The organism is Glycomyces sambucus (assembly GCF_900102815.1).
Lineage (GTDB): Bacteria > Actinomycetota > Actinomycetes > Mycobacteriales > Micromonosporaceae > Glycomyces > Glycomyces sambucus.
Genome location: NZ_FNGF01000001.1, coordinates 142,249 through 155,284, shown reverse-complemented (window position 1 = coordinate 155,284; position 13,036 = coordinate 142,249). Strand labels below are relative to the sequence as shown.

Annotated in this window: 9 protein-coding genes; 6 read left to right on the top strand and 3 right to left on the bottom strand. The window is 70.5% G+C overall.

The window, feature by feature from the left end; genetic code table 11:
- Positions 1 to 89 precede the first annotated feature (89 nt).
- From polA to BLS99_RS00725, 4 genes are all read left to right on the top strand, one after another.
- Positions 90 to 2,795 (top strand): DNA polymerase I, encoded by a 2,706-nt coding sequence (polA, locus tag BLS99_RS00740; RefSeq protein WP_245712120.1) that lies wholly within the window; start codon positions 90 to 92, stop codon positions 2,793 to 2,795.
- 210 nt (positions 2,796 to 3,005) lie between these two features.
- Positions 3,006 to 4,505, top strand: a complete 1,500-nt coding sequence (gene rpsA, locus BLS99_RS00735) for a 30S ribosomal protein S1 (RefSeq protein ID WP_091041845.1) — start codon at positions 3,006 to 3,008, stop codon at positions 4,503 to 4,505.
- A 74-nt stretch (positions 4,506 to 4,579) separates the two neighbouring features.
- Complete coding sequence (gene coaE, locus BLS99_RS00730) at positions 4,580 to 5,770, top strand: dephospho-CoA kinase (protein WP_091041843.1); 1,191 nt, start codon at positions 4,580 to 4,582, stop codon at positions 5,768 to 5,770.
- A gap of 266 nt (positions 5,771 to 6,036) precedes the next feature.
- The gene (locus BLS99_RS00725; RefSeq protein ID WP_091041839.1) at positions 6,037 to 6,903 is read left to right on the top strand and encodes a hypothetical protein; all 867 of its coding nucleotides are present in this window, start codon (positions 6,037 to 6,039) and stop codon (positions 6,901 to 6,903) included.
- Between the two features lie 56 nt (positions 6,904 to 6,959).
- Here the strand turns inward: BLS99_RS00725 and BLS99_RS00720 are convergent, their stop codons facing one another.
- Positions 6,960 to 8,375 (bottom strand): hypothetical protein, encoded by a 1,416-nt coding sequence (locus BLS99_RS00720; protein WP_091041835.1) that lies wholly within the window; start codon positions 8,373 to 8,375, stop codon positions 6,960 to 6,962.
- A gap of 78 nt (positions 8,376 to 8,453) precedes the next feature.
- Here BLS99_RS00720 and uvrB point away from each other — a divergent pair, with 78 nt between their 5' ends.
- Positions 8,454 to 10,511, top strand: a complete 2,058-nt coding sequence (uvrB, locus tag BLS99_RS00715; RefSeq protein ID WP_091041832.1) for an excinuclease ABC subunit UvrB — start codon at positions 8,454 to 8,456, stop codon at positions 10,509 to 10,511.
- Positions 10,512 to 10,544: 33 nt separating this feature from the next.
- On the opposite strand, the gene BLS99_RS00710 is transcribed toward uvrB, so the two are convergent.
- Entirely contained in the window at positions 10,545 to 11,369 is an 825-nt protein-coding gene (locus BLS99_RS00710) for a sugar nucleotide-binding protein (RefSeq protein WP_091041829.1), read from the bottom strand.
- Positions 11,370 to 11,377: 8 nt separating this feature from the next.
- The gene (locus BLS99_RS00705) at positions 11,378 to 11,668 is read right to left on the bottom strand and encodes an antibiotic biosynthesis monooxygenase family protein (RefSeq protein ID WP_091041825.1); all 291 of its coding nucleotides are present in this window, start codon (positions 11,666 to 11,668) and stop codon (positions 11,378 to 11,380) included.
- 269 nt (positions 11,669 to 11,937) lie between these two features.
- On the opposite strand from BLS99_RS00705, the gene BLS99_RS00700 reads away from it, so the two are divergent.
- On the top strand, positions 11,938 to 12,984 hold the full coding sequence (locus BLS99_RS00700) for a TerC/Alx family metal homeostasis membrane protein (RefSeq protein WP_091041821.1): 1,047 nt from the start codon (positions 11,938 to 11,940) through the stop codon (positions 12,982 to 12,984).
- Positions 12,985 to 13,036 lie beyond the last annotated feature (52 nt).

The following is a 13,036-nucleotide window of genomic DNA, read 5'->3' as shown; positions in this document are numbered from 1 at the left end:
GCACCGGTCGCGGGCCCTCCGGCATTCGCGGGCCACGCCGTCGCGGACTTGCCCCGATCCTGTCGCACCCACTCGATAGGCTCAGGAGCGTGACCGCTTCGCAATCCCGCCTGCTCCTGATCGACGGCCATTCGATGGCCTACCGCGCGTTCTTCGCCCTGCCGGCGGAGAAGTTCGCGACCGACGACGGCCAAGTCACGAACGCCGTCTACGGCTTCGCGTCCATGCTCATCAACCTGCTCAAGGCCGAGGAGCCCACGCACATCGCGGTCGCCTTCGACGTCTCGCGGCACTCGTTCCGCACCGACGAGTACCCCGCCTACAAGGACGGGCGCGGCGAGACCCCCGAGGAGTTCAAGAGCCAGATCCCGATCATCCAGCGGCTCCTGGACGCCTTCGGCATCACGTGGCTGAGCAAGCCGACCTTCGAGGCCGACGACATCATCGCCACCCTCGCCACCCAGGGCGAGGCCGCCGGCCTCACCACCCTCATCTCCTCGGGCGACCGCGACGCCATCCAGCTCGTCAACGACACCGTGACCCTCCTCTACCCGGTCAAGGGCGTCACCGAGCTCGCCCGGTACACGCCCGCGGCCGTCGAGGAGAAGTACGGCGTCACCCCCGGGCACTACCGCGACCTCGCCGCGCTCGTGGGGGAGAAGGCCGACAACCTCCCCGGCATCCCCGGCGTCGGCCCCAAGACCGCCGCCAAGTGGATCGTCAAGTACGGCTCCCTCGACGGCCTGGTCGCCAAGGCCGACGAGATCACCGGCAAGGCCGGGCAGAGCCTGCGCGACCACCTCGACGACGTCCTGCGCAACCACCGCCTCAACGCCCTGGTCACCGACGTCGAACTCGAACGCACCGTCGCCGACCTGCGATGGGAGGGCTGGGACGTCGCCGAGACCAACGCGCTCTTCGACGCCCTCCAGTTCCGCGCCCTCGGCGACCGCCTCAACGCCAACCTCGCCGACAAGGCCGTCGGCGCCATCGTCGCGCCCGTCGCCGAGACCGCGCAGGTCGACTCCGCCGCGCTCGTCCCCGGCGGACTCGACGCCTGGCTCGCCGCCCGCACCGGCGACGTCGCGATCGCCTTCACCGGCAGCTTCGCCTCCGGCGCCGGGTCCTTCGACACGATCGCGCTGGCCGAGGACCGCCAGGCGCTGTGGTTCGAGCCCTCGCAGCTCGACGCCGAGGACGAGCAGACGTGGGCGACCTGGCTCGCCGACGCCTCCAAGCCCAAGCTCGTGCACGACGCGAAGGCGTTCCTGTGGGGCGCCGACGCCGCGGGCTGGCCCGAGCCGGCCGGCCTCAAGGCCGACACGATGATCGCCGCGTACCTTCTCAAGCCCGAGCAGCGCTCGTACGCGCTCGGCGACCTCGCGATGCAGTACCTCGGCCAGGAGCTCGCCGCCGCGGCCTCGCCCGCCGACGACGGCGCGCTGTTCAGCGACGCCTCGCTCACCGCCGGAGACGACGACACCGCGCGCGTGAACGCCGACTGCGCCGCCGCCGCGGTCGTCGCCGAACTCGCCGCCGTGCAGGCCGAGCGGCTGGAGCAGCGCCACCAGGCGGTGCTCGCCGACGAGCTGGAGTTCCCGGTCATCGGCGTCCTCGCGCGCATGGAGATCACCGGGATCGCCGCCGACGAGGGCCACTTCGCCGACATCGAGGCCGGGTTCGCCGCCCAGTCCAAGGACGCCACCGACAAGGCCCACGAGATCGTCGGCCGCCCGTTCAACGTCGGCTCGCCCAAGCAGCTCCAGGAGATCCTCTTCGACGAGCTGAACATGCCCAAGACCAAGCGCACCAAGACCGGGTACACCACCAACGCCGAGGCGCTCCAGCAGCTTCTGGTGAAGACCGGGCACCCGCTCCTGGAGCAGCTGCTGCGCTTCCGCGACGTGGAGAAGCTCAAGCAGATCGTCGCGACGCTGCGCGCCACGATCCAGACCGACGGGCGCATCCACACCACGTTCCACCAGACCGTGGCCGCCACCGGGCGCCTGTCCTCGGCCGACCCGAACCTCCAGAACATCCCGGTGCGCTCGGAGGCCGGGCGCGCGATCCGGGCCGGGTTCGTCGTCTCCGACGGCTTCGAGTCGCTGATGACGATCGACTACAGCCAGATCGAGATGCGGATCATGGCGAGCCTCACCGGCGACGAGGGCCTGATCTCGGCGTTCATCGCGGGCGAGGACATCCACTCGGCCGTCGCCGCGAAGGTCTTCGGGGTCCCGCTGGGCGAGGTCTCGGCCGAGCACCGCCGCAAGATCAAGGCCATGTCCTACGGCCTGGCGTACGGCCTGTCCACGTACGGGCTCAGCCAGCAGCTCGGCATCGAGAACGCCGAGGCCCAGCAGCTCTCGGACGACTACTTCGCCCGCTTCGGGAAGGTCCGCGACTACCTGCACCGCGTCGTGGAGGAGGCCCGCAAGACCGGGTACACCGAGACGATCATGGGCCGGCGCCGCTACTTCCCCGACCTCACCTCGGACAACCGGCAGCTGCGCGAGATCGCCGAGCGCGCCGCGCTGAACGCCCCGATCCAGGGGAGTGCGGCCGACATCATGAAGACCGCGATGCTCGGGGTCGACCGCGCGCTGCGCGAGGCGAAGCTCGACTCGCGGGTGCTGCTCCAGGTCCACGACGAGCTCGTGTGCGAGGTCGCACCCGGTGAGGCGGAGCGGCTCGAAGCGCTCGTGCGGGAGCAGATGTCGAACGCCGCCACGCTCGCCGTGCCCCTGACGGTGTCCGCCGGCTTCGGCGCGTCGTGGGAGGCGGCCGCCCATTAGCGGTGTCGATCGACACCGGTCCCCGGCCCGGACTGGCGCGGGATTATCGCGCACGGTAACCTGGACTGGCCTGGGCTTGTCCGCGTCCTCAGAATGGAGCAGGACGCCGCCGGCGGCAAGGGCAGCCCGGGACTGAACCGCGAGTGCGCGCGTCCGGCCAGGGTGCGTGCGCGAGCCCACGATTGATACGTATCCGGAGCACCAGCCCACATGACGAGCAGCATCGAGGCCACCTCGAGCAACGCTGAGAACAGCACCACGGTCGAAGAAACGTTCTCGGACGAGGAACTCCTCGCCGCGATCGACGCGACCATCAAATACTTCAACGACGGCGATATCGTCGAAGGTACCGTCGTCAAGGTCGACCGGGATGAAGTCCTGCTCGACATCGGCTACAAGACCGAGGGCGTCATCCCCTCGCGCGAGCTGTCGATCAAGCACGACGTCGACCCTGAAGACGTCGTCTCAGTGGGCGACCACGTCGAGGCCCTCGTCCTCCAGAAGGAGGACAAGGAAGGCCGTCTGATCCTCTCGAAGAAGCGCGCGCAGTACGAGCGTGCGTGGGGGACCATCGAGAAGATCAAGGAAGAGGACGGCGTCGTCCGCGGCTCTGTCATCGAAGTGGTCAAGGGCGGTCTCATCCTCGACATCGGCCTGCGGGGCTTCCTGCCCGCATCGCTGGTCGAGATGCGCCGTGTGCGCGACCTCCAGCCGTACGTGGGCCGCGAACTCGAGGCCAAGATCATCGAGCTCGACAAGAACCGCAACAACGTGGTCCTGTCGCGTCGCGCCTGGCTCGAGCAGACCCAGTCCGAGGTTCGGACCGAGTTCCTGCACCAGCTGGCGAAGGGCCAGGTCCGCAAGGGCACGGTCTCCTCGATCGTCAACTTCGGCGCCTTCGTCGACCTCGGCGGGGTCGACGGCCTGGTCCACGTGTCCGAGCTGTCCTGGAAGCACATCGACCACCCGTCCGAGGTCGTCGAGGTCGGGCAGCCGGTCGAGGTCGAGGTCCTGGAAGTGGACCTGGACCGCGAGCGCGTCTCCCTGTCGCTGAAGGCGACCCAGGAAGACCCGTGGCGCCAGTTCGCCCGCACCCACGCGATCGGCCAGATCGTGCCCGGCAAGGTCACGAAGCTCGTCCCGTTCGGCGCGTTCGTCCGCGTCGAGGACGGCATCGAGGGCCTCGTGCACATCTCCGAGCTGGCCGAGCGCCACGTCGAGGTGCCCGAGCAGGTCGTCAAGGTCGGCTCCGACGCCATGGTCAAGGTCATCGACATCGACCTGGACCGTCGCCGGATCTCCCTGTCGCTCAAGCAGGCCAACGAGGCCTACGTCGAGAACGAGGAGCAGTTCGACCCGACGCTGTACGGCATGGCCGCGCAGTACGACGACCAGGGCAACTACATCTACCCGGAGGGCTTCGACTCGGAGTCCGGCGAGTGGGTGGAGGGCTTCGACGAGGCCCGCGAGGAGTGGGAGCGGCAGTACGCCGAGGCCCGCGCCCGCTGGGAGGAGCACGGCAAGCAGATCGCCGAGCGCGTCATCACCGAGGCTCCGGCCAAGCCCGCCGAGGGCGAAGCCGCGCCGAAGGGCGACAAGGGCGCCAAGAAGGCCACTTCCGAGAAGAAGTCGGCCCCGGCGGAGCCCCAGGGCACGCTGGCCACCGACGAGGCGCTCGCGGCTCTCCGCGAGAAGCTCGCCGGCAACTAGCAGCTGTCACTCTTTCAACTGACAGACCACTGCCCGTCCCAGGCCGTTCGCCTGGGGCGGGTAGTGTTTTAGTTGTGCTTAAAGTCGCATTGACCGGTGGCATCGGAGCCGGTAAGAGCACGGTCGCGAAGCAGCTGTCGGAGCTGGGGGCGAGCGTCATCGACGCCGACGCCCTCTCCCGCGAAGTCGTCGCCCCCGACACGGAGGGCCTCGCCGCGGTGGTCTCACGCTTCGGCCCCGGGGTCCTGACCCCGGAGGGCGCGCTCGACCGCGCGAAACTCGCCGCCGTCGTCTTCGAGTCCGCGCCGGCGCGCGCCGAACTCGAGGCGATCGTCCACCCTCGCGTTCGCGCCCGGGCCCGCGAGCTCACCGATGCCCTGCCCGAGGACGCCATCGTCGTCCAAGACATCCCGCTCCTGGCCGAGACCGGCCAGGCGCCCGGCTTCCACCTGAACATAGCCGTGGAAGCGCCGCGAGAGCTCCGGCTCGAACGGCTCGCCGCGCGCGGCCTCGACCGCGCCGACGCCCTCCGCAGGATCGACGCCCAGGCGTCCGACGCCGACCGCCGCGAGGTGTGCGACGTCGTCCTCCACAACGACCACGACGTGCACGAGCTCCAGCGGCGCGTCGCGCTGCTGTGGGACGAGCGCATCAAGCCCTTCGCCGAGAACCTCCGGCACGGGCACGCCGAGCGCCGGCCCGAGAAGCTCCAGTTCGTCGAGTCCGACCCGGCCTGGTTCCGCCGCTTCGAGCACCTGGCCGCGCGCCTGCGCCGCGTCATGGGCCCGAGCGCGGTCCGCATCGACCACGTCGGCTCCACGGCGGTCGCGGGCGTGCCCGCGAAGGACGTCATCGACATCCAGGTGACCGTGGTGTCCCTGCACGTCGTGGACGCCTTCGAGGACGCCCTGGGCGACGCCGGGTTCTACGGCGGGGTCAAGTTCGACTCGCCCAAGCCCGAGTTCCCGGACATCGCGATGTGGGAGAAGCGCCTCTACGGCTACGCCGACCCCGGGAACATCGCGCACCTCCACTTCCGCTCGATCGACACGCCCGGGCAGCGGTTCGCGCTGCTGTTCCGCGACTGGCTCCGCGCCGACCCGCAGGCGCGGGCCGACTACGCCCAGGCGAAGGGCGTGCTGGCGGCGAAGGCCGACTCGGTCACCGAGTACGCCGAGGCCAAGGAGCCCTGGTTCGAGGCCGAGGGCTGGCCGCGCGCCAACCGCTGGGCCGAGGAGCACGGCTGGCACGCGCCGCTCTGCTGACCATCCACAACCGACACGACCGGGCCCGCGGCACCGCCGCGGGCCCGGTCGCGTCCGCGTCCGCCCCGCGGTGACCATTAGTAGCAATAAGGTGACGGAATTGCTGGTATGACGTGCGGTGTCCGATTCTGATACGCTGAACAGTCGCGTTCGGTCCCCGTTCGACCGCCCGTTCCGCGGCTCCCATCGCGAATCGGCACCGGCACCGAGAGGGTGCGGGCCGGTTCGGGTCGGCTTGACCGAGTAGAGAAGGCAACGCCACCACAATGGATTCACGGCAAGGTCCGTCCGCCCCCGCCGGCAGGCCCGGCGACCGTTCCCGACACGCCAAGCGCCGCCCCGCGGCGGGCGTCCTCGGCCTCATCGGCCTCGGCCGGCGCTCCGCCCGGTCCGAATGCCGCCACATCGACACCAGGATCAAGGACCCCCGCGACGTCCAGCGCGACGCCCGGGCCGCGATCCTCGACCCCAAGCACGACAGCGAGGACCGCGACCGCGCCGTCCACGACCTCGCCCACGGCCCCGGCGCCGACGAGGTCTCCCGCTGGACGCTGCGCAACACCATCCAGGACCGCTACCTCGACCAGGGCCACCGGCTCGCGATGGCCGAAGAGTACCGCCGCTGCGACCCCGAGGCCGCCGTCGAGGCCCTGTTCCTGTTCGCCCTCGACGCCGCCAACGACCCCTTCGCGCGCCTCAAGGCCGCCCGGCTCATCGCCGACGAGACCCAGCAGCGCCTCGCGATCCTGCTCATCGCCAGGGCCGCGGGCGACGCCGAATGCCGCCTGCGCGCCGCCGTCGCCCTCAAGCCGCTCGCCCCGCGCGACGCCGAGGAGTCCACCAAGGCGCTCGCGACCGACCCCGAGGTGAGCTTCGGCGTCCGCATCGAGGCCGTCCGCCACTGGTCGCAGGTGAACCGGACCGCCGCGGTCGAGGTCCTGTGGCAGATCGCCGGCTCGCCCGACACCCTGTGGATCCGCCGCATCACCGCGGCGGCCGAACTGGTGCTCCTGCGCGTCCGCGCCGCGTACAAGCTCCTCCTCGAATGGGTGGAGAACCGCGAGCTCCCCGAGGAGGCCCGCACCCACCTGTTCGCGACGCTCAGGCGCCTGGAGGCGCAGCGCGCGGTCTGACCCGCACGAACGCGAAGGGCCCGGTCCGATGACCGGGCCCCGCGTCGTCCCACGGCTCAGCCGATGCGCTCCTCGACGCCGGCCGGGACCGGCACCATCGGGTAGTCCTCGTACGCCACCTCGGCGCTCGCGACCCCGTAGTAGGTCATCATCTCCACCTCGGACAGGCGGTCGTCGGCGACGTGGTACCGGTACGCCGAGCGGCCCGGCTCGGCCTCCGCGTCCCCGTTGACCGGGAACTCCACCACGTACACCGGATCTTCCTCGGTGCCGTCGACGCGCAGCAGCGACGCCCGCTCGGCGATCACGTCCTCGTCGTCGCCCTCTTCGGCCGCCATCTCCAGCAGCCGGTACACCAGCGACTCCACCGGGCCGAAGCTCTCGGCGGTGTCCTCCCCGGCCAGCTCGTGGACCTCCCAGCCCTCCGTCGGCGGGGTCTCGGGCAGCTCGCCGTCCTCCACCGCGAGGGTCGCGAACCCGCCCGGCCGCGCCAGCAGCAGCCGCTGCCCGCTCGCGTCCGTCACGTGCAGGTACGCCGTCATCGAGCGCCAGTCGACCGACCCGAACCCGGTCGCGGCCTGCCCGTCGGCCACCGGCACGGCCATCTCGACCTCGGCCGACTCCGACCAGTTCTCCGCCCGCAGCTCCGCGAGCGTCTCCGCCAGGTCCTCGTCGACCGGCTCCGGCGCGATCCGCGCGCCCCCGAGCATGTCGTTCGGCACCAGCCCTGCGGCGTCGAAGGACACGTCCCGCAGGAAGTCCACCGCCGACAGGGCCTCCGCGCCCGTGTTCACCTGGAAGCGCCGCAGGTTCCCCTCGCCGTCGAGCGAGTACAGCGCCTCGGGCGCAGCACCCGCCGCCTCCCCGGCCTGCGCGTCGGTCTCGACCATGATCGGCGCCCGGAACGAGTCCACCGACTCGCCGTCGATGACCCCCTCCTCGCGCCACGTCGCGGCCTCCGCCAGCGCGGCCGGGTCGTCGGCCTGCTCGGCCGTCAGCGTGAACAGCGAGGACACCAGGATGTCGAGCGTCGTCTCCAGCTGCGTCCCCGCGCCCGAGAGCATCGCGCGGGTCGTCCACCCGTCCTCGGGGACGCGGACCTCGCCGAACGCGGCCTCGTCGTCCGCGCGGCTCGCGATCAGGCCCGGCACCGCCTGGACCAGGCGGAACCCGCCCTCGCCGTCCGGGACGCGCGCGTACGCCATCGGGACCTGCCAGTCCAGGTAGCCGTCCACGGTCAGCGTCTCGCCGTCCACCGGCAGGCTCATGCGCAGCGCGACCGGCGCGGCGTCGTGGTTCTTCTCGCGCATGCCCGCCAGCAGCGCCGCCTCCTCCTCGCTGACCGGCCGTTCGGCCTGCGACCCGCCCGGACTGCACGAGACGGCGAACCAGCCGGCCACGGCGACGGTCGCGATGATGGCGACGACCCACAGCAGGGCCGATCTGAATGGAATCGAGGTAGTGGAGCTCACGCAGGGACCAACGAGTCGGAACCGGAAAAGTCACCGCCGGAGCCCAGGAGTGTCGGACCCCGGGGTTACCGTTGGGCCGTGGCATTCGATATTCCCCGCGCCGACGGGCGCTTCGAGGTGGTCAGCGAGTACCAGCCCTCCGGAGACCAGCCGACCGCGATCGCGGCGCTGGCCGAGCGCGTCGGCGGCGGCGAGCGCGACACCGTGCTCCTCGGCGCCACCGGCACCGGCAAGTCGGCCACCTCCGCGTGGCTGATCGAGAAGCTCCAGCGGCCCGCCCTGGTCATGGCCCACAACAAGACCCTGGCCGCGCAGCTCGCGAAGGAGTTCCGCGAGCTCCTGCCCAACAACGCCGTCGAGTACTACGTCTCCTACTACGACTACTACCAGCCCGAGGCGTACGTCGCCCAGACCGACACCTACATCGAGAAGGACGCCTCGATCAACGAGGAGGTCGAGCGCCTGCGCCACCGCGCCACCTACTCGCTGCTGACCCGCCGCGACGTCGTGGTCGTCGCCACTGTCTCGGCCATCTACGGCCTCGCCACGCCCGCCGAGTACCTCGAACAGGCCACCGAGGTCTCGGTCGGCCAGGAGTGGGACCGCGACAAGCTGCTGCGCCGCCTCGTGGACGTCCAGTACGCCCGCAACGACATCGCCTTCACCCGCGGCACGTTCCGGGTCCGCGGCGACACGATCGAGATCATCCCGGCCTACGAGGAGCTGGCGATCCGGATCGAGATGTTCGGCGAGGAGATCGACCGGCTCTACTACCTGCACCCGATCACCGGCGACGTCATCCGCGAGGTCGACCGGGTCCTCATCTTCCCCGGCTCCCACTACGCCACCGGCGACGCCCGCATGAAGCGCGCCATCGGCGACATCGAGGTGGAGCTGGAGGAACGCCTGGCCGAGCTCGAAGGCCAGGGCAAGCTCCTGGAGGCGCAGCGGCTGCGCATGCGCACCGTGTTCGACCTGGAGAACATGAAGCAGACCGGCACCTGCAACGGCATCGAGAACTACTCGCGGCACATCGACGGCCGCCCCGCCGGATCGCCGCCGCACACCCTCCTCGACTACTTCCCCTCCGACTTCGTCACGATCATCGACGAGTCCCACCAGACCGTCCCGCAGATCGGGGCCATGTCCGAGGGCGACGCCTCCCGCAAGCGCAACCTCGTCGACCACGGGTTCCGCCTGCCCAGCGCCCAGGACAACCGGCCGCTGCGCTTCGACGAGTTCCGCGACCGCGTCGGCCAGACCGTGTACCTCTCGGCGACCCCCGGCAAGTGGGAGCTCGCCGAGACCGGCGGGAAGTTCGTCGAGCAGGTCATCCGCCCGACCGGCCTGGTCGACCCGCACGTGGAGGTCCGGCCCACGAAGGGCCAGATCGACGACCTCATGCACGAGATCCGCGAGCGCGCGAAGAAGGACGAGCGCGTCCTGGTGACCACCCTCACCAAGAAGATGGCCGAGGACCTCACCGACTACTTCCTCGACAACGGCATCCGGGTCCGCTACCTGCACTCCGAGGTCGAGACCCTGCGCCGCATCGAGCTGCTGGGGGAGCTGCGCCGCGGCGACTACGACGTCCTCGTGGGCATCAACCTCCTCCGCGAGGGCCTGGACCTGCCCGAGGTGTCCCTCGTGGCGATCCTCGACGCCGACAAGGAAGGCTTCCTGCGGTCGGCGACCTCGCTCATCCAGACGATCGGCCGCGCGGCCCGCAACGTCTCGGGCACCGTCCTCATGTACGCCGACAACCTCACCGACTCGATGAAGGCCGCGCTCGACGAGACCGACCGCCGCCGCGAGAAGCAGGTCGCCTACAACCAGGCGCACGGCATCGACCCGCAGCCGCTGCGCAAGCGCATCGGCGACATCATGGAGGACCTGTACGACTCCGCGGCCGAGACCGCGAAGCTCGTCGCCGCCGAGCGCCCCGTGCGCGGCAAGGCCGCGAACACCAAGGGCGCGGGCAAGGTCCGCTCCGAGATCCTCCAGCAGATCGACGAGCGGAACGAGCAGATGCTCACGGCCGCGAGGGAACTGCGCTTCGAGCTGGCCGCGGCCTACCGAGACGAGATCGCCGACCTCAAGCGCGAGCTCCGCGAGATCGAGCAGGCCGGAGGCTGACGCAGCGGGCCCGCCCGCTCCGGCGCGGGCCCGTCATCGCCAGCGTTCGACGCCGCCGGACGCGATGATCTCGTCGTACCCCGACCGGTAGTCGGGGTACGCCAGCGTCCCCATGAACGACGCGAAGCGCTCGCCCGAGACGACGTGCCCGCTCGGTCCGGCGTCCGACGCCGGCGGCGCCGGGACCCCGAGGCGGCGCGCGATGTGGTCGGTGACCTCCCCGAGCGAGGCCGGACGCCCGTCGACCGCGTGCAGCGTCCGCGGCGGCTCCGGGGACCGCACCAACTCGTGCAGCGCCCGCACCAGGTCGGTCTCGTGGACGCGGTTGGTGCGCCGCTCGCGGTCGATCACGGCGCCGCGCGCCACCTGCCGGAGCAGATGCTCGCGCCCCGGACCGTAGATCCCGGCGGGGCGCACCACGACCGCGTCGAACAGGTGCCGGGCCTCGTCCTCGCTGTCCAGGAGCGCTTGCGAGCGCGCGTTCCGCGGCCGCGGCGCGTCGTCCTCGGTGAGCGGCCGGATGCCGGGGTCGCCGGAGAACACCCCGGTCGAGGACACCAGCACCACCCGCCGCGGCCGCACCGGCAGCGCTGCCGCCAGCCGGTGCAGCGGGGTCGTCAGGTCCGGCGAGTCCCGCTCGGCCCGGTCCGGCGTCAGCGTGACGACCATCGCGTCCACTTCGGGGAGCGCGGCGGCGAAGGGCTCGCGGTAGTCGAGCGCGATGCCCGTGAACGCCTCCGGCAGCGCCTCGATGCGGCGCCGCACCGCGAACACCCGGTGCCCCGACGCGATCAGCGCCCCGCCGAGGCGCACGCCGACCTTGCCGCAGCCGAAGAGGAGGACCGAGGACCCGTTCACGAAGCCCCCTAGTCGACGTCCTCGACGTGCTCGACGAACGGGGGCTCGGCGAAGAACGGGCCGATGGCCTCGCGCCACTTCGGGAATCGGTCGGTGTCGCGGAAGCCCTGCTCGTGGGCCTCGACGGAGTCCCACTCGATGAGGAGCACGAAGCGGCTCGGGTTCTCGACGCCCTGCGTCATGCGCATCGTGCGCAGACCGGGGGAGACCTTCACGAGCTCGCGGGCGGTGAGGTACGCCTCCTTGAACGCCTGCTCCTGGCCGGGGGTGATCTTGATTTCAGCGACTTCCAGAACCATGCGCGGAGCCTCCCACAGGTTCCCTCACACTCCGTCCACCCGCGGTACTGTCGAGAGAGAAGTCACAAACCCGACTGATGACAAGTCGGATTCCGACAGGCAGAATAGTCGCGTCTGTTCAAAATCAGGTATGTGGGGAGTATCCCGCAGCGCGCAGCGCTGTTAGCGTCGTCGTCAATGCACGGGACCGCCATCGGTCCCCGGTGACGCTGGTCCGCGAGGATCGGGAGAGACCATGTGACCCTCCAGATGTCAAGGAAGGCAACACATTGGAACTCCCGGCCTGGGCCTGGGCGCTGACCATGTTCGGTCTCGCCTCGGTCGTCGTGTTCGACCTGGTGATGGCGGTCCGCAACCCCCACAAACTCTCCACGAAGGAATCCGCGACCTGGGCCGGCGTTTACGTCGGCGCCGCGCTGGCGTTCGGCGCGCTCATCCTCGTCACCGAGGGCCCGGCGTTCGGCGGCCAGTTCTACGCCGGATACCTCACCGAGCTCGCCCTCTCGGTGGACAACCTCTTCGTGTTCCTGCTCATCATCCAGGCGTTCCGCGTCCCGGACGCGCTCCAGTCGCGGGTGCTCCTGGTCGGCATCGTCCTCTCGATCATCCTGCGCGGCGGCTTCATCGCCGTCGGCTCGGTGCTCATCGAGAAGTTCAGCTGGGTCTTCCTCATCTTCGGCGCGATCCTCATCTGGACCGCGTGGGGGCAGCTGCGCGACAAGGGCGGCCACGATGAGGAGCTGCCGCAGAACGGCTTCATGAAGTTCGCCGAGTCGCGCCTGCGCGTCGCGCCCGACTACGACGGCGGCAAGCTCTCCACCCGCATCGACGGCGTCAAGTACGTCACGCCGCTGCTGCTGGCCATGCTCGCGATCGGCTCCACGGACATCTTGTTCGCGCTCGACTCGATCCCGGCGATCTTCGGCCTGACCCAGGAGCCCTACCTGGTCTTCACCGCCACGATCTTCGCCCTCATGGGCCTGCGCCAGCTCTACTTCCTGCTCGCGGCCCTGCTCAAGTCGCTCAAGGGCCTCTCGCTGGGCCTGGCCGCGATCCTCGGCTGGATCGGCGTCAAGCTCGTGCTGCACGGCCTGCACGAGAACCAGCTCCCGTTCATCAACGGCGGCGAGCACATCGACGCGATCCCCGAGATCCCGACCGCGCTCTCGCTCAGCGTCATCGCCGGCGTGCTCACGCTGGTCATCGTCGTGAACCACTTCCTCCTGCGCCGCGAGGGCAAGACCTGGAAGGAGCTGTTCGCCGAGGCCGAGGCCGAGCAGCACGTCCCGGCGACCGCGGGCGCCGAGAAGCTCTGACAGACGCGATACGGCCCGCCTCCCCGGGAGGAGGCGGGCCGTATCGCGCGTC